The sequence below is a fragment of the Acidobacteriota bacterium genome (genome assembly GCA_009838525.1).
Classification (GTDB): Bacteria; Acidobacteriota; Vicinamibacteria; order Vicinamibacterales; family UBA8438; genus VXRJ01.
The window spans coordinates 368,339-388,252 of record VXRJ01000035.1; the positions used below are offsets into that span (position 1 = coordinate 368,339).

The following is a 19,914-nucleotide window of genomic DNA, read 5'->3' on the forward strand; positions in this document are numbered from 1 at the left end:
GAGGCCCCGTTGTGACCGCATTGATGGGGTATCATGGCATTTTGGTAGGGTTCGCGGTCGTCTGGTGCCCCCTTACGCTTCATCCTGCGAATCCGCCAACGCACCGGGTGGAAGTCCCCGGGTAGCCGCCCGGAAGAGCAGCTTCAATGCCCGATCCGAACCGGCGACGGCGCTGATCAGGAGCATCCCCGCGCCCACCCGCACGCGCGACAGGCTGATGTTCTCGCCTTTCCTGAAGGAAGGGGTCGTGCACAGGCGCCGCCAGGTCAGCACGGCCAGCCCGAGGGTCCACAGAAGGTGTCGGCGGATGCCGGTTTCGCGGGCGGGGATAAGCAGGATGAACTGTAGTCCGTCCGCAAGGCGGCTGCGCGCGATCGTCAGCAGCTTGACGAGCCCGTCGACGAAACGGGCGTCCGCCTGATCGGCCGACGGTCCTTCCCACTCGCGTCCCGGGGGGGCGAACAGGTCTCGCGGCAGCCAGCACGCGCCGCGCCGTTGGTCGTCCCACACGTCCTTGAGAATGTTGGTGATTTGCAGCCCCTGGCCGAAAGAGACCGCGAGCGCGAGCAGCTCTTCGCGCCTCTCCTGCAGCTCGACGCAGTAGTCGCAGTACAGCGCGGTCGCGGTTTCACCGACCACGCCCGCGACGCAGTAGCAGTACCGTTCCAGGTGCGGCACGTCCCTCAGGCCGGCGGCGGTTCCGTACTCCTGGAATTCGACCATCCCGTTGGACATGATCCGGATGCACCGTTCGATCGCCTGGCGTTGAGGATCACGGCATGCCCGCGTTATGCGGATCACGCGCGGCGCGTTGGCGATGAGGTCGTGTTCAGCGTCGGGGGTTTCCCGTGAGAGCAGTGCGCCGAGTTCGCCCGCAAAGTCCGCCGCGTCGCCGCGGCCGTGCACCAGATCGACGAAGCGTTCCGAGAACGAGCGCTTCTGTTCCAGTGTGAGTGCCGGCTCGTCCTCGATGGCGTCCGCTATCCGGCAAAGGAGATAGACGTTGGCCACCACGTCGCGCAGGCCGTTCGGAAGCCGGGGAATGGTGAGGGCGAACGTGCGCGAGACACGCTGCAGGATCGCCGCCTGGTAGGTGAGGTCGCTCTCTCTCGATTCCACCGGCGCGCTCGTCATCAGGCTGGCGCGGTTTTCGGAAGGCCGTAGCCAAGCAGCCTGAAGAGCAGCCTGAGGGCCGTGTTGGACCGCGCCGCGATGCCCGTTGCGAACGCGATCGCCCATACGCTGCGACGTGAGACCTTGACCTCATGCCCGCTCGTGAACGCCGGCTTCCGGTGGATGCGCCGCAACGTCAGCACCGCGATCCCCAACGGCCAGAGGCAGGAACGACGGATGCCGGTCTCGTGGCGCGGGATGATCAGTACGTACCGCAGTGCGTCCGCGAGGTGACGCCGGGTGATCGCCACCAGCTTCCCCACGCCATTGACGAAACCGGGATCGGCCCGGCCGGAGGAGATGGAGCCCACTTCGACGCCGTTCGCGCGAAAGACGTCTCGTGGCAGCCAGCTCACGCCGCGCCGCCGGTCGTCCCACATGTCCTTGAGGATATTGATCATCTGCAGGCCCTGGCCGAACGAGACGGCCAGCGCGAACAGCTCGTCGCGGCGTTCGTCCATCTCGTCGGAGTAGTCGCAGAACAGCGCGGTCAGGGTCTCGCCGACCACGCCGGCTACGTGGTAGCAATACCGGTTCAGGTGGTCGATGTCCCGCAGCCCGTCGGTGCTCGCCGTGCGCTGGAACTCCACCATTCCGCGCGCCATGATCCGCACGCACCGCTCGATCGCACTGCGCTGCGCCGGGTTCAGGCGTCCCGTGATGCGGAGCACGCGGGGAGTATTGGCGATCAGGTCCTGCTCGGGCCCGGTTGTCGCCGGCGACAGCATCGCGCCCAGCTCGCGCGCGAACGGCGCCGGGTCTTCCCGGCCCGCGACGAGGTCGGCGAAGCGCTTCGAGAAGGCATCCTTCTGCGCCCAGGAGAGGGTCGGCTCGTCCTCTATGGTGTCCGCGATGCGGCACAGCAGGTAGGTGTTTCCCACCGCGTCGGCGAGCGGGTGCGGCAACTGCGCGATGGTGAGCGCGAAGGTGCGGGCAACACCCTGAAGGATCTTCGTCTGGTACGCGATGTCGCCGCTCGTGGACCCGTTGGAAGAGCCGGCGGCCATCTCCGCAGAATGTAGCACGCGGCCCAGCCGCCAGTGGTGAAACCCCCGCCGCCAGCGCCCGCGACGCGTAGCCAGCGGTTACGATGGTAGCACCCGTGTCGTGCCGGCGCGGGTATCGTGGTGATGCGGACTTTCAACCTCGGTGCGCGGCGCGGGCTCCCAGGCGCACTGGTCCTCACGCTCGTCATGACGGCCCCGGTGTCGGAGGTGAAGGCCCAGCCGGCGCTCGATCTTCAGGACTGCCGTCCGGAGGGAGTCTCCGTGCCGGCCCGTTGCGGTTCGCTCACGGTTTTCGAAGATCGCGCCGCGGGCGCCGGGCGGACCATCGACCTGAATATCGTGGTGATCCCGGCCGTTTCCGACAGTCCCGAGCCGGATCCGCTCTTCTTCCTGGCCGGAGGTCCGGGCCAGGCCGCCACCGACCTCGCGCAAGTGGTGCTCTCCCGATTTGCGAACGTGCGACGGGGCCGCGACATCGTCTTCGTCGACCAGCGAGGCACCGGCGGATCCGGGGGAATGACCTGCGCGTTCTTCGAGACCGAGCTGGACGAGCCGGAGATCAGCGAGTCGCTGCAGGTCGACACGCTGGGGCTCGATGACCTGCGCGACTGCCTCGCGGAGATCGCGGCCGTCGCCGACCCGCGTCAGTACACGACCCCGATCGCGATGGACGACCTGGATGACGTCCGCGCGGCGCTCGGCTACGAGACGATCAACCTGTACGGCGGGTCCTACGGCACTCGCGCCGGCCTGATCTACATGCGCCGGCATCCGGAGCGGGTCCGATCGGCCGTGCTCGACGGGTTGGCCCCGGTCTCGATGCGACTGCCGTCGAACATGAACGACGACGGACACCGGGCGCTGGATCGCCTGTTTGCCGACTGCGAGGCCGACGCCGGCTGCCGCGAGGCGTTTCCCGACCTGCCGGAGACGTTTGCACGTGTCATCGAGGATCTGGAGGCGAATCCGCGCCTGCTCACGACGACGCATCCGCGTACCGGCGAACCGTTCGAAATGGCGCTCAGCGCTCCCCGCTTCGCCAGCGGACTGCGCGGCGTCCTCTACAGCCCGCTCATCGCGAGCCTGTTGCCCTGGACCATCACGCGGGCGGCGGAAGCAGACTTCGGGCCGTTCCTCGCGCAGGTCATCCCACTGGCCGACGCCAGCGGGCAAATCAACCCGGGCATGTTCCTCTCGGTCATCTGCGCCGAGGACCTGTCGCAACTCGCCGATGATGACGTGGAGGCCCTCGCGGCGAACGGAATTCTCGGACGCCTTCAGATCGAGACGTTCGCCAGCGCGTGCACCGTCTGGCCGGCCGGGGAGTTGCCGGCCGACTATTTCGAGCCGGTTCGCTCCGATGCCCCGACGCTGCTGCTGTCAGGCGACCTCGACCCGGTGACGCCGCCGCGTTGGGGTGATGAAGTGCTCGCGGGCCTGAGCAACGCTCGCCACGTCGTCGCGCCGGGCGCCGGCCACGGTGTCATCGCCCGCGGCTGCGCCGATGACGTCGTCGCTGACTTCATCGAGGCGGGCACGCACGCTGGTCTGGACGTGAGCTGTCTCGAGCGGATCCGAAGACCGCCATTCATGCTTTCCGCCGCGGGTACCGATCCATGATCGAAGTTCGAGGTCTGGAGCGCCGTTTCGGCGACGTGGTGGCGGTGGACGGAGTCAGCTTCATCGCGCGCGACGGCCGCATTACCGGCCTCCTCGGCCCGAACGGCGCCGGTAAGACCACGACCTTGCGCACCCTCTACGGCCTGCTTCGCCCCGACGCGGGCAGCGTCGCCGTCGACGGGACGGATGCGGTTGCCGACCCGCTTGCCGTACAGCGGCTTATCGGCGTCCTGCCCGACGCGCACGGGCTCTACGTCCGCCTCACCGCCCGCGAACATCTCCGCTACGTGGGAGAGTTGCACGCCCTCGATGCCGCGACGGTCGAGAGGTCGATCGACCGTCTCGTGGAACTCCTGGACATGGGCGAGATCATCGACCGCCGCGTGCAGGGTTTCTCGACCGGCGAACGGATGAAGGTCGCGGTGGGGCGGGCCCTCGTGCACGACCCGCCAAACCTGCTGCTTGACGAGCCGACCAACGGCCTCGACGTGATGAGCACGCGCGCGATGCGCGAGTTGATCCGGCGGCTGAAGGACGCGGGAAAGTGTGTCCTCTTCTCCAGTCACATCATGCAGGAAGTCTCGGCGCTCTGTGACGAGATCGTCATCGTGGCCCGCGGCAGGGCCATTGCCCACGGCTCGCCGGCCGAGTTGTGCCAGCAAGCCGGGCAGGATGATCTCGAGGAGGCATTCGTGCGGATCATCGGCACCGACGAGGGACTGCAATGAGCGAACGCCGGCTGGGTTTCGCTGGCCAGGTCCGCGCGGTCTGGCGGAAGGAGTTCACGGACGCCATGCGCGACCGGCGGTCGCTGATGTCGGCGCTCCTCTATCCGATCCTGATGCCGCTGATGATGACCCTCATGTTCGGCGCCCTGGCGCGCCTGGAGGGCAGCGAGCGGCCGTTGGAACTGCCGATCGCCGGCCAGGAGCGCGCCCCGAATCTGGTCGCGTGGCTGGAGGAGCGCGGCGTGATCGTCGTCGATCCGCCGAGCGATCCGGAGGCGGCGGTGCGCAACGGTGACGTCGATCTGGTGCTGATCATCGACGAGGACTATGGAGAGCACTTCCGCTCGGTGCAGCCCGCGGCCGTCCGCCTCGTGCGCGACAGCTCCCGAACCGCGTCGGGTTCCAGCATCGGCCGGACGCGCAACCTGCTCCGCCAGTACAGCAACCAGGTAGCGGTACTCCGCTTGGTCGCCCGCGGCGTCAGCCCGGGAGTGATGCAGGCGGTGCAAGTCGACGAGCTGGATCTCGCAACGCCGGCGCAGTCCGCCGCCCGGCTCTTCGCCATGATCCCGATGCTGCTCATTCTGGGTGCGTTCATCGGCGGGCTCAACGTGGCCATAGACACCACGGCCGGAGAGCGGGAGCGCCACTCTCTGGAGCCGCTACTGGTCAACCCCGTGTCCCGCACCGCGTTGACGGCCGGGAAATGGCTCACGACCTGCGTGTTCGGCCTCGTCGCCTCGGTGCTGACGCTGATCGCTTTCCTGTTCATGATGCGCTTCGTGCCTCTGGAGCAGCTTGAGATGCAACTCAACCTGGGGTACCCGCAACTCCTCCTGATGGTCGTCGCCGTCGCGCCGGTGGCGCTCCTGGCTTCCGGCCTCCAGATGTTCGTGGCGACCTTCTCGCGCAGCTTCAAGGAGGCGCAGACTTACGTCAGCGTACTGATCTTCCTGCCGATGATCCCCGGCATGGTCACGCAGATATATCCGCTGCAGCCGGCGGCCTGGATGATGGCGGTGCCGGCCCTTTCCCAGCAGCTCCTGCTGGTCGACGTCATGGGCGGCGAGGGGGTCTCGATCCCGGGTCTCGTCGGATCGGCCGCCGCCACCACCGTGCTCGCGTTCGTGTTTCTTGCCCTTACGTCCCGGATGCTGAGTCAGGAGAAGATCATCTTTGGACGCACGTAGGGGCTTTCACCAGAGGAGGTCAGCGATGAGCTGGAGATCATGGCGGGAACGGTTGCGGATCGGACTCCTGATGGGGACCGTCGTGGTGGTCGCGGTGGTTTGGTTCGGCCAGGAGGCGTCGTCCGGCCAGGAGAATCCCTTCACCGGCACGTCCTTCCGGATCGAGGCGGGGGATGTCCGCGTGTCGTCCCGGGGTTTCGAGGCCGGCGCCCGAACGCACTGGCACACCCACAGCGAACAGTTGCTGTTCGTAAAGGAGGGCGCGCTCCGTTACCAGGTCGAGGGGCAGCCGGTCCGGAACATCGGTTTGCACGAGACCGCCCGTCTGCCGCGCGGCGTGCGCCACTGGCACGGCGCGACGCCGGATGAGGCGCTGACGCACGTTTCGATCACGTTCCCGAACGCGGACGGCGAGCACCTGGCCATCGAGTGGATGGAGCCGGTCACCGACGACGTATACGAGAGCGGCGCGGGCCGGTGATCGGGTCCGCGCCCGCCCTTCCAGGCGCCTAGCCGGAATCCCGGAGGGCGGCGAGCGGCTCGATCCTCGTCGCCCGTCGCGCGGCCAGCAGGCTCGCCGCCGCACATATGACCAGCAGCAGGGCGGTGAGGCCCGCAATGATCGCCGGCGCCAGCGGCGTCACGCCAAAGAGGAGGGGGCGGAGCAGCCCGCTGGAGGCGAACGCGACACCGACGCCGATGGCGGCCCCGAGCAGCGCGAGGCTGACCGACTGTCCCCAAACGAGGCGCAGCACGTCGGCGGGCCGCGCCCCGACCGCCCGGCGCACGGCGATCTCCCGGGTCCTCCGGGCGACGCCGAAGGCAACGGCGCCAAAGAGGCCGATGGCCGCGAGTCCCGTGGCCAGAGCCGCCAGCAAAGTGGCCATCGTCATGTTGAACTGCCAGGGTCGGAGGACGTTGTCGATCAGACTGCGCATCGGTGCAATGGACCCGATCACGAAGTTGGGATCGGCCAGATGAACCTCGGACCGGATCGCCGGGGCGAGTTGCGCGGGATCGCCTTCCGTTTGAATCACGAGGTGGTTCAGGTTCATCGGCACCTGGGTAAACGGCACATAGAGATCGAATCGTCCGCGTTCGAGTTCGCGGTAACGGGCGTCCCCGACGACGCCAACGACGGTCTGCCACGCCGGAGAGTCGTCCGCCTCGGCTTGGGCGCCGATGGCGATCAGGCGGCGGCCGAGCGGCTCGCTGGTTGGCCACAGGTAGCGCGCCAGCGATTCGCTCACGACGACGGCGGGCGGCGCCTCCAACGTGTCGCGGTCGGTGAACGTTCGGCCGGCCACCAGATCGATTCCCATCGCCGTGAAGTAGCCGGGCGAGACGGACTGCATGGCGATGGGCGGCCGCTCCGGGCGGTCGGGTCCATCCAGCGGTTCCCCCTCCAGGATGACGCCGCCGTCCACGCCGACGACGCCATGCTGGAAGGGGAGCAGCAGGGCGCCGCCCGCCGCTTCCACGCCGCGCAGTTCCCGGACGCGGTTGAGTAGTTCACGATAGGCGCTCCGCCGCTGCGCGTCCGCCTCGTAGGCGCCGTCGCGCGGCGTGAGGCTGACCGTCAGTACATCGGCGGGCCGGTAGCCGAGGTCGATCCGCGCGAGGTTGAGATAGCTCGACGCGAGGAGCCCCGCGCCCACCGTCAGCACCAGCGCCATCGCAACCTGGGAGACGACCAGCGCGTTGCGTGCGGCGCTCCCCGTCCGGCCACCCGTCGCGCCGCGCGCGCCGTCGCGCAGCCAGGCGGCGAGCGGCAGCCGGCTGGCCCCCGGGGACGTTACGGCGGTCATCGCAAGACCGAGGCCAAGCGCCAGCGCCGCGGCGACCGCCACCGCTCTTCCGTCGACGGCGGCGTTCTCCAGCCTGGGCAGGTCCGCCGGCCCGAGCGCCGCGAGCACCGGCAGGGTGACCCAGGCCAGTGCAAGCCCGCCTGCCGCCGCGCCTCCCGTCACGAGCAGCGTCTCGATCAGGTGGCCTCGAAACAGGCGTCCCTGGCCAATGCCGAGCGCGCACTGCACGGCCACGTCCCGCCGGCGCGACTGCGACCGCACGATGATCAATCCGGCCACGTTGACGCCGGCAATCAGCAGCAGGAGCAGCGCACCGATCTGGAGCACGAGCAGGGCCGCTTCGCCGTTGCCGAAGACGTAGTCCGCCAGGGGCGTGATGACCGCCCGTCGCGTTTCCCACCGCGAGAAGTGCGATTCCCACAGCCCCGGTACGATGACGTCCATTTCGGCTCGCGCCTGCTCCAGGGTCCGGCCGGGAGCGAGGCGGCCGATGACGTAGAGGACGCCGAGGCCGCGCCGCGCGCCCGCGTCCATGGTGTTTTCGCGGAAGATGCCGGCCAGCTCGCGCCCAACCGGCGTCCATACTTCCGCCCCGGGCGGGAATCGGAAGGCGGGCGGCATGACGCCGACCACCGTGAACGGTTCGCGCCCCGCTCCGACGGGGACCGTGGACCCCACGATGGCAGGGTCCCTATCGAAGTACTGCTGCCACGCGGCGTGGCTCAGCACCATCGTGCGGGGCGCCTCCGGCTCGTCCTCCGCCGCCACGAACGTCCGGCCGTGGAGCGCCTGCGCCCCCAGCGTGTCGAAGAACGAGGCGGAGACCGCGCTGATGGTCAGCCGGAGCGGCGGATCCTCCTGAACCTCCACGTCGCCCCAGGTCGTCGATCCCATCGCGGCCATATCCGCGAACGACCCCGCCTCCGCCCGCCAGTCCTCGAAGTTGGGAAGCGACACCTCGATGTGCGGGTTGCTGCTGCTGTCGTCCTTCTCCCACATGACGACCAGCTCGTCCTGATCGGCAAATGGCAGCGGCTGAAGAAGGACCGCGTCCACGACGGCGAACAGGCCCACTGTCAACCCGAGACCGAGGGCCAGCGTCAGCGTCGCCGTCAGCGTGAAGCCGGGTTGCCTGCGGAGGCCGCGGATTGCGTAGCGGAGGTCCTGGCGGCAGGCGTCGGCAGGACCCATGCTGGACGATGTTACTATCCGCCCCCGTGACCATCGAGCCGTTCGCTCTGGAGCGCTTCCAGTCCGTCTACGAGCATCAGGTCGACATCAACCTGTCGGAGAGCGGCGTCGAGCCCTTGCGGCTCGAAGACCTGCTGCCAGCGGACGAGCTCGAACGCTTGCTCCGGGAACCGCTCGGCTACACGCAGACGAACGGCTCGGCGGAACTGCGTGAACTCGTCGCGGCGGAGTACGCCGGCGCGTCGGTCGACAGCGTCCTGATCACCACGGGTTGTGCCGAGGCGAACTTCCTCACGTGCTGGAAGTTGGTCGAGCCGGGCGACGAAGTGGTGGTGTTGCATCCGAACTACCTGCAGACGCACCTGCTCGCCCATGCGCACGGGGCGCGCGTGCGTCCGTGGCGGTTGCGTCTCACCGGCGGCGGCGCAGCCCGCTGGGCGCCCGCGCTGGACGAGCTCCGCGACCTCGTCACCGAGCGCACGCGGCTGATCGCCCTCTGCAATCCGAACAACCCGACCGGGGCGCGCCTTACCGGCGAGGAGATCGACGCAGTGTGCACGGTGGCGGCGCGGCACGGCGCGTGGGTGCTCTCGGACGAGGTCTACCGCGGAGCCGAGCGCGATGGCGTTCTGACCGCATCCGTCTGGGGCCGCTACGACCGGCTTGTCGTCACGTCCGGACTCTCGAAGGTTTATGGGCTACCGGGACTGCGGATCGGCTGGGTCGTCGCTCCACCAGCCCTCTGCGAGGAACTCTGGGCCCGGCGTGACTTCACGACGATAGCGCCGGCCGCGCTGAGCGACCGCCTTGCCCGACTTGCGCTGGCGCCCGACATGAGTGCCCGGCTCCGCGCCCGGGCGCAGCAGCGCGTGGCGGAGCACTACGCCGTCGTTCGCGAGTGGATTGCCGGAACGGGGGCGGGTCTGGCTCACGTGCCACCGGAGGCGGGCGCCATCGCCTTCCTCGGCTATCCGCACGCCGTCGGGTCGGAGGAGCTGGCGACGACGTTGCGGGAGACCGCCGGCGTGCTCGTCGCCCCCGGCGCCTATTTCGGGCTCGACGGTTACCTGCGGATCGGGTTCGGCGAGGCGGAGGCGCCCCTCCGCATCGGCCTCGGCCGGCTGGAGCATCTCTTTAGCGGCTTGCCGCAGCCCGCCTGAGTGGATGCTCGGCTCCTTTCTGTATTGACGTCGCGTTGCGCAGGGCTGTAGCCTTACTTCAAGTAAGGAAAAGAGAAATACACAATGCAGGCTACGATAACCAGCAAGGGGCAGGTGACCTTGCCCAAACCGATCAGGGACAGGCTCCACCTCCAGCCCGGCGACAGGATCGACTTTTTGCTGGACGACGATGGCTGCTTGCGAGTCGAGCCCGTCACCGCATCGGTAACGCAACTGAAGGGCATGGTGCCCAAGCCCGGCGCACCGATCACTCTCGAGCAGATGGACTCGGCCATCTCTCGGGGAGCCAGGCGCAGATCCTGAGTCGATGGTCGGACTCGACACCAACGTCCTGGCGCGCTACATCGTGCAGGACGATCCCTCACAGTCTGCCGCCGCGACGCGCCTCATCGAGGAGCACTGTACGGTGGAGGTTCCGGGCTACGTAAGCGTTACCGTACTGGTCGAGTTGGTGTGGGTTCTGACGCGCGCCTACGGCTACGAGAAGCCGGTCGTCATCGAGGTGATCCGTCAGGTGCTGCGAACCGCCGAGCTCGTGGTCGAGGACCACCACATCATCTGGGCAGCCCTGCGCGAGTTCGCGCCGGGGACCGCCGACTTTGCGGACTACCTGATTGCCCACCGCAACCACGCCCGCGGCTGCGCGCGCACCTGCACCTTCGACCGCCGGGCGGCCCGAGGCCGGTACTTCGCACTCGTGACCTGAGTCGCGCAGCCTTGCGAACTCGGTGCTTCGGCATTCCGACTTCAAGAGGGTGCGTGTAGTAGCATTCCGCGCGGGCGCGCATCGCCTGCAGATTCGACCTCATCGGCATGTCTCAGCGTGGTCTTCCAGTCAGCCCGGTGCGCTTCCCTACCGCCCTGCTGGTGGCCGCGGGGATCGTCGCGTTCGTGGCGACGGCAGGTGCTTCGCCCGGCACCCGACCGACGGGAGCCGCTGGCGGCCAGGCAACGGAGGCCGACAGCGACGAGTGCGCGGCGGGGCTCGCCCTGGGTGACATCGGTCTCGCGGGCGGCGCACAGGTGCGCCTGACGGGCAATCAGGCCAACTTCGGCTTCCACGACCGCACGGTCGGCAGCGACCCGCAGCCTTCCGACTTCCTGAACCAGCGGTTCCGGGGCTGGGTCAACGTCCACGACCGCGAGGACTGCCGCTACGGCGTGTACGCGCAGGTGCAGAGCGGCCACGTCGAGCTGGGCAGCGGGCGCGAGTTTCCGAAGACGTTTGGCGTCACCCCTGGACGCCTCGGGGGCACCGACCAGACGGGTATCGCGCTGCGGCGTGGGTTCCTTTGGTACAAGCCGTCCGCCAGCTCGCTGGTCCGGGCCGGCGTGCTGGCCTGGGAGGATCGCTTCGGCGAGCGGCCGACCTTCGGCGATCCGATCTGGGCGGTGGACCGTTACGACACGACCCAGGCGCCGCTGGCGAACTCTGTCTGGGACTTCAACGTCGGCGGAATCACGTTCGAGGCGACCGCGCACGAATCGTGGCACTACGCGCTCGGGGCGCTGATCCTGCAACGCGACTCGCGGGCCGGCGACGGTGACATCTGGCTCCTGACGGCCGACGTGGACCGTTCCGTCGGCTCGTCGCTCTGGGGCGCAAGCGTCTACTACGCGCGCGACCGGGCCGGGAACCTGTTCTGCGCGTTCGGCGGTCCGGCCTCGACGCACGGCCGCCTGCCCGGCGAGTTCATCCAGCGCAGCAGCGCGCTGTGGGTCGGCGGGCGCGGCCACCTGCAGCACGGCGGCGGTTCGACGTCCCTGTTCCTCATCCTGAACCGGGGCGAGACGCCCGACTACAACTGGTCGCATACCGGCTGGGCCGCCAAGGTCGCAACCGCCGTCGAGGCCGGCTCCGGAACCGCGCACCTGCGGGTCCTGTACTCGACCGGCGATGCCGGCGACGATCCGACCCGTTCGGGCGAGTTCCGCACGATTGCCCAGAGCGCGCGCGACAACCGCGGTGCGCAGGGCTACTGGAGCCTCCTCGGACTGACTTCGCCACGCGGGCCTTCGGATGGCAACGACCTCGGCATCAGCCTGCAGAACGACGGCCTCGGCCTCCTGACCCTGCAGGCGGGCTACGAGCAGCCGGTGGGCCAGAGCTGGTCAGCGTTCCTGGCCGCGGGCTGGCTGCGCGCGGACGAGCCGCATCCATTGAGCGGATCGCTCGACATCGGCACGGAGCTGCTCGCGGAGGCGCGCTGGCAGATGGCATCGCCGCTCGCGCTTGAAGTCGGTGGGTCCGTGCTGCGGACGGGAGAGTTCTTCAAGGCCGGCCTCGCGGCGCCCCTCCCGGGGACCCTCTACGAGCTCTACAGCCGCTGGCAACTCGAGTTCTGACACTCGGGTGGGGCACGATGCCAACAGAGCCAGTCCGTCGTTGGCGTCGGTGGCTGGAGACGGGCGAACGGATTCTCGGCCACCTGGCGGCCGTGGTTGTCGGGTTCGTCCTGATGGTCCTTGGCCTCGGGTTGGGCGTAACGATGGTCATGCTGCCCGTCGGTCTTGTCGTCGGCCTTGTCGGGGCCCTCGTGTTCGTGTGGGGCCTCCTGGGGCATCTGGGGAAGGACCAGTAGGCCGGTGTACAGACAATCCCGTTTCGTCCTGGCGGGAGCCGGGCGCCGTTGGCGTGCTCGCCGTTGGCGAGGTGGAGGGCCCTATTCCCGCGCGTAGGCGCGTTCGAGGGTGGCCACGTCGAGTTTCTGCATGCCGAGGATGGCGTTGACCACTCGCCGGGACCGTGCGGGGTCCGGGTCGTTGATCATCTCCCACGCGCTCGCGGGCGCCACTTGCCACGGCACGCCGAACCGGTCGACTACCCAGCCGCCGTGTTGGAACGTGCCGCCGGAGCCGAGCCCATCCCACAGGTGGTCGAGTTCGTCCTGGCCGGCGCAGTCGACGTAGAGGGAGATGCCCGGGCTGAACGTGAACCGATGGTCCAGGCTGCTCTCGGTTACGGAAAGTTCGTAACCGTCCAGCGCGAAGCGGGCCTGCTCGATGAAGCCGGCCGGCTCCATGCCCCCTTCGGCGAAGCGGCGAAGCTCGACGATGCCTGAATCCGGGAACAGGGAGACGTAGCGGTTCACCGCTTCCTCGGCCTGCCCATAGTGTTCACCGACGAACAGCAGGCCGGGCACAATGCGCTGGCGCCCGGCCGCCGCCACGACCTGCCAGGAGACGCCGAACCGGTCCTGAATCCACCCGAAACGGCTGGCCCATGGGTACTCGTCGAGTGGCATCAGGGCCGTCCCGCCGTCCGCGAGCGGCTCCCAGACCGAATCGACCTCGGCCGGCGTCTCGCAGTGGACGAACAGTGAGACAGCCGGCGTGAACGTGAACGACGGCCCCCCGTTCAACGCCATCATCTCCTGTCCGAAGAGCGTAAACCGCACCGTCCGGACGGTGCCGGCGGGGCGCGGCTCGCCTGGCCCGCAGTGCGTGATGTTGATGAGTTCCGCATCGCGAAACGCAGAAACGTAGAAGCGAATCGCCTCTTCGGCCTGATCGTCGAACGTCAGGCACGGCTTAATGGTCGGCATGAGCACAAGAATACAATCCGCCGGTCACCAGGTCATTCCTGGCTGGTCTGTGGCGGTGGGATTTCGTCGGACGGATCCCGGAACCAGACCCGTCCGAGGTAGCTCAACGCGAGCGCGAGGCCCTGACGTTGTGGCATCGTCAGCAGGAGCGAACCGGCGATGGCCAGGAAGAAGAGCAGACCGCTCAGCCAGCCCGTGATCCGGAAGCCGAAGTAGATCGCGACGATGCCGGCAAAGAGGGGTAGTCGGTCCATAAGGAGCACGAACACCCACGTGTCGCCCTGGTTGCGGAGAAACACGAGACCACAGCTTGCGCACCGGGGATGGAACGTGATCCAGCGGGAGAAGAGCGGTCCGCGCCCGCAGTGCGGGCACCGGCGGCGCAGTCCGCGCCAGAGCACCGTCCGCACGCGCGGGTTGTGCGCCGCGGTCCCGCGCGAGGTTGCCATCAACACACTGGGGTACGGACCGGACCGAGTTCCTGTGTGATCGTCTGGCGGCGCCGCCAGGGTCAGTCTGCCTCGTCCAACCGCACGAAGTGACGTGGCGGAAACCCGGTCAGGATCAGGAACGCGAGGCCGTGTGGATGGTCGCTTTCGACCCGCTCGTGCTCGTCACCGGTCACCGGGACGGCCATGTAGTCTCGCGTTTCCCCGTCGCGCGTCACCTGTACCCTGGGGTTCGCCAGGGCGCGACGATACCAGGCGCGGGGCCAGTGATTGACCGCCACGTAGAGCTGCCCGTCGGTGTGCAGCCCCTGGAGCACGCGGTCGACGGCGCCGTCGTCCGCGTCCACCGTGGTCAACACCAGCGTATCGGGCGACTCGGGCTGAAAGTAGCCGAGCAGCGACTCGAAGGCCGCCACGATCAGCACGTAGCTGACAAGCACGATGCCGCCGGTCTTGATGGCTCTCACGCCACGCTCCCTTTCGCGGGCTCCGGCCCGCGCTGCCGGCCCCGGCTAGGAAAATGGCGTCCCCAACGGGATTCGAACCCGTGTCGCAGCCTTGAAAGGGCTGAATCCTAGGCCTCTGGACGATGGGGACGTCCCAAAGTGCAGATCAGAAAAGTATACACACCGAGGTCGCTGCGTACCTGCAAGTGCTGCGGAAACTGCGTGAGGATGTCCTCGCCAGCGGTCACATCGGCCATTTCATGCCTCGTGGCGGCGTCACTGCTAGGATCACTCCGCTATGCAGGCCGATCTGCGCGAGGCGGTCGATTTCCATCGCGCGATAGTGGCCGAGGGGGCCAAGGCCCTGGTGGGCTACGAGCGGGAGAAGCTGCTCGCCAACACCGTCCTGCTGTCGGAGATTCCCACCACTTACGATCGCGAGGCGGACCGGCAGGTAAATGCCGGCAACCTGCTGCTGCGCGGCGTGCCGGGCGTCGGCAAGACGTTCTTCGGCGTCATCCTCGCCGCCATCAGCGGCGCGCGGTTCGCGCGATTGCAGGGCCGGGCGGACCTGCAGCCGACCGAGGTTGTCGGTTTCGAGATGATCAACCCGGCGACCGGCCAGTTCATCACGGAGTTCGGTCCGCTCGCCTCGGCGGAGGTGATCCTGCTTGACGAGATCAACCGGATCCCGCTCAAGTCGCAGAGCGCGTTCCTGGAGGGACTGCAGGACCGGACGGTGACGGTGGGCAAGACGACGCGACAGTTGCCGTCGTTCAACTTCGCCATCGCGACGATGAACCCGATCGAGCTGGGGCAGGGGACCTTTCCCTTGTCGGAAGCGGCGACCGACCGGTTCGCGATCATGGTGACGGTCGGCTACCTCCCGCCCGAAGAGGAACAGCGGCTGGTCAACTTCGACTTCAAGAAGGTGGCGCTCGACGGCCTGATGTCCAAGGATCGGGTGGTGCAGCTTCGCTCCGCCATCACCGGCCAGGTGTTTCTGCATGACGCGCTCGGGAAATACATTCAGCGCCTGGTCGCCGCGTCGCGTCCCTACGATCCGGAGAACGACTGGCGGCGGCACTCGCCCTCCGAGCTGGTGGAGCGCTACGTCGACCTGGGTGGATCGCCGCGGGCGACCATCTGCTGGGGACGCCTCGTCAAGGTCTGGGCGCTTCTCGCGGGCGAGCGGGCGGAAGTGCATCCGGAAGACGTCCAGGATCTCGCGAAGTACGTTCTGGGACACCGCATCTGGCTGGCGCCCCACGCGGCGGGGCAGGGCGTCTCCGTGGACGCCGTGATCGAGGACATAATCGAGCAGGTGCCGATCCCATGAAGGAGATCGTCTCCTCGGCGATCGACGTGCGGGTGGGCGCGCATCCCCACCGCCCGAGCGGGCGCGCGCCGGTGGGAGCCCCGGGTGCTCCCGGCGGAACCGCGCCCGGGGGCGCCCCCGCCCGGGCGGGAGCCGGCGCATCCGCCGTCGAAGCGGACGACGACGCGCTGGTCAACTGGACCGAGGTGCAGGACATCGAACTCGCCATCGTCCGGCGGATGCGCGAGTACATGTCGGGACAGCATCCGAGCGTCTTCCATGGCGACGGATTCGAGTTCGCCGGCCTGCGCGACTGGGAGCCGGGCGACCGGCTGACGTCGATCGACTGGGCGCAGTCGACCCTCACCAACTTCGCGCCCATCGTCACGCGGGAGTTCGAGCAGCAGAGCACGGCCCGGCTCGTCATCGTCGCCGACGCGTCCAGCTCGACGCGGTGCGGCGCGGCCGGCGCTCCCATTGCCCGGACCATCGCCCGGACCGTCGGCACGCTGGCCCTCGCCGGAGCGTTCTTCCAGGATCAGGTGGGATTGATCACCTTCGACCGGTCCTCCCGGCATCTCACGGTGCGGCCCCGGGTCGGCCGGAATCACGCGATCCACTGCCTCGATGCGTACCAGGCCCTCGTGCACGGCAGCGGCCATGCGGCGGAGCCGCACCGCATCGACGACAGCATCGCCGGCCTGATCCGCCGGACGTCGCTCGTGCCGGTCGTCTCGGACTTCCTGTTCGACGGCTACGAGGAACTGCTCGACGAGCTGCTCGCCCTGAACGCGACGCATGACGTGTTTGTCGTCCTGATCGACAGCCGCGACGCGTTCGCGCTCCCGGCGCTGTCGGCCGGCTGGATCGAGGTGGCCGACGTCGAGACGGGCCGGACTCGCCTGGTCTCGGCGGCCGACCTGGAGCGGATGGGTGATGCGGTGGCGGCGTGGCAGGACGGAGTGGAGCAGCGGGCCGGCGAGCTGGGGCTAGAGGTGCTCCGGGTCGGCCACGACCCGGAGCGGTTCCATGAGCAGGTGGTCGAGTTCCTGGCGGACCGGCGCCTGAGGAAACGATGACCGGAAGGCGGATTCGTGCAGTGGGCCGGCGCGCGGCCCCCTGGGTGTTCGCGCTCGGGCTGATCGTCGTGGCGATCGGCGCGCCCGCCGCGCCCGCCCGCGCCCAGCCCGAGGCGGACAGGGTCGAGGTGAACGCGTTGCAGTGCTGGCGCTGGATCAGCGCGCACGCGGTCCACGTGGGCGAGCGCTTCGACATGCTGCTCACCTGCGCCGTCGTCGAGACCGACGATGCGCGCGCCGTGCCCGACGACGCATGGCTGGCGCCGGAGACGCTTGCGGTCTCGCCGTTCGAAGTGCTTGAGGGAGAGCGCTATGCCGACCTCGTCCGGGGTTCGCGCCGCTTCTTCCAGTACCGCTACGCCCTCCGGATCATCGGTGAGGAGTATTTCGGCCTGGACGTTGACCTGCCGTCGCTCGAGGTGCGCTACCGGATCGAACGGTCGCTCGACGGAGGGCCGTTCGTCGAGGGGCGCGAACTGGTACACGTGCTGCCGGCCGAGCCAATCCGCGTGCTGTCGCTCGTTCCGGCCACTGCCGCGGGCATACGCGAGCTGGCGGGGGACACGTTCGGAGACGCGGAGGCGCGGCTCTTCCGGGCCAACGCGGCGTCCATCTTGGCGGCCGCGCTGGCGGCGGCGGCGCTGCTGGTGCTGCTGGCGGCGCTCCTCCGGGTGCGGGGCTTCCGGCGCGGCGCCGTCGGTGCCGGCACGGTCCGCGTCGCCGACTGGCGGGTTGCGCGCGCCGTGCTGGCGGAGTTGCGGGGGGTCCGTGCCGCGAGCGAGACGGAGGGATGGACCGACGAGCTCGTGGCGCGTGCGCTCGCCGCGTTCCGGATGGCGGGCGCCCTCGCCATCGGCCACCCGGTGGCGCAGCGGCCGGCGGATACGCCCGGCGATACCGGCCTTCCGGTCAGCCGGTGGCCGATGCGGCGCGGGGGAGCGTTCGTCTCGTCGGCCGTCACGCTCTCGCAGGTCACGCGCGCCCTGGACCGGATGCGCCGCGATCGCCCTGGCGACGCGGCAGCGGCGGAAACGATGCGCGACGCGATGGCGCTGTTCGGTGCGGTGCGCTACGGGCCCGGCGGCCAGTCTGGCGACGACGGGCGCGATAACTCGGATCTCCATGCCGTGCTCGAGCGCGTGATCGAGCTCGTGCAGCGCCTGTCGTTCAGCGCGTTGCCTCCGGTGCGAGCCGTCGTGCGGTGGCGCGAGGCGTGGGCGAGCCACTGGCCGCGCCGGCGGACTGCGGCCGCCGCCACCGAATAGAGCGGGACGATGCCGACCGAACTCCTGGCGCTGGTTCCCGACACCCTCCGGGCGCTGCCGTCCGCGGCGGCCGGCACGTTCGCCTGGCTGCGCGCGGAGACCGCGGCTCTCGCGGCCGGGGTGTTGATTCTCCTCGCCGCCGCGGCGCTGGCGCGTCACCTGCTCCGGCCGCGCGCCCCGGGCAGCGGCAACGTTGTCCTGCCCGCCGTGCTGTCCGGCACCGTGGCGCCCCGGCCGCTGCTCCGCCCGCTCCGTCACGCGCCGTTCGTCCTGGCCCTCGCCGGGCTCGCGGCGTTCGCGGCCGCGTTCGCGGATCCCCAGGCCACGCTCGCCCGGTCGGAGGAGACGCATCCAGGCCACCGGATCGCCGTGCTGATCGACGCGTCGCTCAGCATGAACACCGCGTTCGCGACCGAGCGGCTCCAGGCGGGAAACACGTTCCTCGCGAACGTCGCGGCGGCGGAGTACTTCGTCCAGCGCCGAATGGAGGGTCCGTACCGCGATCTGGTCGCGCTCGTGCAGTTCGGCAACGAGGCGTACATCGTCACGCCGTTCACGAACGACTACCGGAACATCCTGCTGAGCATCAGCCTGATCGGCACCCCGGAGGAGTACCATCGCTTCCCGGATCACGGCACCCTCGTCATGAACGCGATCAACCGGGGCGTGCAACTGTTCCGGACGTTCGACTACCTCGGCGCCGCCGGCAACCTGATGGTCATCTTCAGCGACGGGCAGGACACGCATGCGCGGTTCGAGGACGTCACGCTCGACGATATCGTGCGCGAAGCGGCGGAGAACGAGATTCCCGTTTATTTCATCCGGACCGCCTACGCCCAGCAGCTGGGCGACATCGTCTCCGATCAGCAGTGGAAGCTGGCGGTGGAGCGGACCGGCGGGCGGTTCTTTCCGGCGGAGAACGAGTCCGCGATCCTGGCCGCGATCGAGGAGATCGACCGGCTCGCGGAGGGTCAGATCCGCGTGCGCCGCTACGAGGCGAGCGAGCCGCGGTTCGCACCGTTCGCGCTGGCCGCCGTGTTCTGCTGGATCGGTGCGGCCGGGCTGACGCTCGGCATGCGGCCGCTCCGGAAGTTCCCGTGACGAGAAGCAGCCACCCGGGGCCGCACGGAGTGAAGGAAGCGGTACGAACGGAGGAAGCGCGATGAGAACCGGCATGTCCTACGTGCTGACGGCGCTGCTGCTGGCGGCGCTGGCCGCCGTCGCGTACGGCGCGAGCCGCGTGGAGCGGGGCGTGGCGCGGGCCCAGCAGCGAATGGCGACCCTCGACCTCCAGGCGCCGGCCTCCGCCTACGCCGACCTGCTCGATGATCTGAACGCCGCCGGACCGCTGGCTGGCCTGTTCGGCGCGGCCCGGGCGGACCTGGAGACGCGCCGCGCTGCCGTCCGCTACTGGCAGGGGGACTATTCGGGCCTTCTGGAAGACTACGCCGGCGGGAACTCGGGCGCGGCGGGCGCCAACCTGGCGCTCCAGTTCATCGTGGCGAACGCCGCGACGCGCGCCGTCCTCGACACGATCGAGCCGGACTCGGCCGACCGCGACGCGACGCTCGGCGCCCTCGACGGAGCCATCGACGTCTACCTGGGCGTGCTGCAGCAGAGCCCGGACCACCGGGACGCCGCCTACAACTACGAGTACCTGCTCCGGCTGCGCGCCGACCTCGCGTCGGGAGCGGAGATCCCGATGACGCCGAACAACCCGCATGGCCGGGAAGGGGAGGCGCCGGAAGATACGGAGATGGAGGAGATCCAGATCTACGTCCCGGTGCAGCAGGACGTCGACCCGGAGATAGACGAATCGCCGACCCTCGGCGCGGGCCAGCGGATCCGCCGGCGCGGGTAGGCGCAACTGGGAGCGGAGTGGGGAGGCCAGGGGGCCGAAGCCCGGGAGCGAGC

Annotated in this window: 20 protein-coding genes and 1 tRNA gene; 14 read left to right on the forward strand and 7 right to left on the reverse strand. The window is 69.0% G+C overall.

What is annotated here, in order from left to right:
- Positions 1-72: 72 nt before the first annotated feature.
- Complete coding sequence (locus F4Y45_16930) at positions 73-1,134, reverse strand: phytoene synthase (protein ID MXY26189.1); 1,062 nt, start codon at positions 1,132-1,134, stop codon at positions 73-75.
- Positions 1,134-2,180: a squalene/phytoene synthase family protein gene (locus tag F4Y45_16935; GenBank protein ID MXY26190.1), complete on the reverse strand. Its 1,047-nt coding sequence runs from the start codon at positions 2,178-2,180 to the stop codon at positions 1,134-1,136. The genes F4Y45_16930 and F4Y45_16935 overlap by 1 nt, the downstream gene beginning before the upstream one ends.
- Positions 2,181-2,303: 123 nt before the next feature.
- Here F4Y45_16935 and F4Y45_16940 point away from each other — a divergent pair, with 123 nt between their 5' ends.
- The 4 genes from F4Y45_16940 to F4Y45_16955 all read left to right on the forward strand — a co-directional run bounded on the left by F4Y45_16940 (position 2,304) and on the right by F4Y45_16955 (position 6,199).
- Positions 2,304-3,800 (forward strand): alpha/beta fold hydrolase, encoded by a 1,497-nt coding sequence (locus tag F4Y45_16940; protein ID MXY26191.1) that lies wholly within the window; start codon positions 2,304-2,306, stop codon positions 3,798-3,800.
- Positions 3,797-4,528, forward strand: a complete 732-nt coding sequence (locus F4Y45_16945; protein MXY26192.1) for an ATP-binding cassette domain-containing protein — start codon at positions 3,797-3,799, stop codon at positions 4,526-4,528. Before F4Y45_16940 ends, F4Y45_16945 begins: the two co-directional genes overlap by 4 nt.
- Positions 4,525-5,718, forward strand: a complete 1,194-nt coding sequence (locus tag F4Y45_16950; GenBank protein MXY26193.1) for an ABC transporter permease — start codon at positions 4,525-4,527, stop codon at positions 5,716-5,718. The genes F4Y45_16945 and F4Y45_16950 overlap by 4 nt, the downstream gene beginning before the upstream one ends.
- A gap of 70 nt (positions 5,719-5,788) precedes the next feature.
- Positions 5,789-6,199, forward strand: a complete 411-nt coding sequence (locus tag F4Y45_16955) for a cupin domain-containing protein (protein ID MXY26194.1) — start codon at positions 5,789-5,791, stop codon at positions 6,197-6,199.
- 28 nt (positions 6,200-6,227) lie between these two features.
- Here F4Y45_16955 and F4Y45_16960 read toward each other — a convergent pair whose 3' ends face one another.
- Complete coding sequence (locus F4Y45_16960) at positions 6,228-8,717, reverse strand: FtsX-like permease family protein (protein MXY26195.1); 2,490 nt, start codon at positions 8,715-8,717, stop codon at positions 6,228-6,230.
- Between the two features lie 8 nt (positions 8,718-8,725).
- Here F4Y45_16960 and F4Y45_16965 point away from each other — a divergent pair, with 8 nt between their 5' ends.
- The 5 genes from F4Y45_16965 (at position 8,726) to F4Y45_16985 (ending at position 12,480) form a co-directional block, all read left to right on the forward strand.
- A complete protein-coding gene (locus F4Y45_16965; protein MXY26196.1) occupies positions 8,726-9,877 on the forward strand; it encodes an aminotransferase class I/II-fold pyridoxal phosphate-dependent enzyme in 1,152 nt (383 codons plus the stop codon).
- An 84-nt stretch (positions 9,878-9,961) separates the two neighbouring features.
- Entirely contained in the window at positions 9,962-10,201 is a 240-nt protein-coding gene (locus F4Y45_16970) for an AbrB/MazE/SpoVT family DNA-binding domain-containing protein (protein ID MXY26197.1), read from the forward strand.
- 4 nt (positions 10,202-10,205) lie between these two features.
- Positions 10,206-10,604, forward strand: a complete 399-nt coding sequence (locus F4Y45_16975; GenBank protein ID MXY26198.1) for a type II toxin-antitoxin system VapC family toxin — start codon at positions 10,206-10,208, stop codon at positions 10,602-10,604.
- Positions 10,605-10,741: 137 nt separating this feature from the next.
- Positions 10,742-12,244, forward strand: a complete 1,503-nt coding sequence (locus tag F4Y45_16980; protein MXY26199.1) for a hypothetical protein — start codon at positions 10,742-10,744, stop codon at positions 12,242-12,244.
- Between the two features lie 17 nt (positions 12,245-12,261).
- Positions 12,262-12,480, forward strand: coding sequence for a hypothetical protein (locus F4Y45_16985; protein ID MXY26200.1), 219 nt, complete (start codon positions 12,262-12,264; stop codon positions 12,478-12,480).
- An 81-nt stretch (positions 12,481-12,561) separates the two neighbouring features.
- On the opposite strand, the gene F4Y45_16990 is transcribed toward F4Y45_16985, so the two are convergent.
- The 4 genes from F4Y45_16990 to F4Y45_17005 form a co-directional block, all read right to left on the reverse strand.
- Positions 12,562-13,443: a VOC family protein gene (locus F4Y45_16990; GenBank protein MXY26201.1), complete on the reverse strand. Its 882-nt coding sequence runs from the start codon at positions 13,441-13,443 to the stop codon at positions 12,562-12,564.
- Positions 13,444-13,475: 32 nt separating this feature from the next.
- Complete coding sequence (locus F4Y45_16995; GenBank protein ID MXY26202.1) at positions 13,476-13,892, reverse strand: DUF983 domain-containing protein; 417 nt, start codon at positions 13,890-13,892, stop codon at positions 13,476-13,478.
- 62 nt (positions 13,893-13,954) lie between these two features.
- Positions 13,955-14,359 carry a DUF385 domain-containing protein gene (locus F4Y45_17000; GenBank protein MXY26203.1) on the reverse strand — a complete coding sequence of 135 codons (405 nt, stop codon included), beginning with the start codon at positions 14,357-14,359 and terminating at the stop codon, positions 13,955-13,957.
- Between the two features lie 54 nt (positions 14,360-14,413).
- Positions 14,414-14,489: transfer RNA gene (locus tag F4Y45_17005), tRNA-Glu, on the reverse strand.
- 147 nt (positions 14,490-14,636) lie between these two features.
- On the opposite strand from F4Y45_17005, the gene F4Y45_17010 reads away from it, so the two are divergent.
- The 5 genes from F4Y45_17010 to F4Y45_17030 all read left to right on the forward strand — a co-directional run bounded on the left by F4Y45_17010 (position 14,637) and on the right by F4Y45_17030 (position 19,861).
- A complete protein-coding gene (locus tag F4Y45_17010; GenBank protein MXY26204.1) occupies positions 14,637-15,677 on the forward strand; it encodes a MoxR family ATPase in 1,041 nt (346 codons plus the stop codon).
- Positions 15,674-16,735, forward strand: a complete 1,062-nt coding sequence (locus tag F4Y45_17015; GenBank protein MXY26205.1) for a DUF58 domain-containing protein — start codon at positions 15,674-15,676, stop codon at positions 16,733-16,735. The genes F4Y45_17010 and F4Y45_17015 overlap by 4 nt, the downstream gene beginning before the upstream one ends.
- A complete protein-coding gene (locus F4Y45_17020; GenBank protein ID MXY26206.1) occupies positions 16,732-18,000 on the forward strand; it encodes a hypothetical protein in 1,269 nt (422 codons plus the stop codon). The genes F4Y45_17015 and F4Y45_17020 overlap by 4 nt, the downstream gene beginning before the upstream one ends.
- Positions 18,001-18,009: 9 nt before the next feature.
- The gene (locus F4Y45_17025; GenBank protein MXY26207.1) at positions 18,010-19,101 is read left to right on the forward strand and encodes a VWA domain-containing protein; all 1,092 of its coding nucleotides are present in this window, start codon (positions 18,010-18,012) and stop codon (positions 19,099-19,101) included.
- A 61-nt stretch (positions 19,102-19,162) separates the two neighbouring features.
- Complete coding sequence (locus F4Y45_17030) at positions 19,163-19,861, forward strand: hypothetical protein (GenBank protein ID MXY26208.1); 699 nt, start codon at positions 19,163-19,165, stop codon at positions 19,859-19,861.
- Positions 19,862-19,914 lie beyond the last annotated feature (53 nt).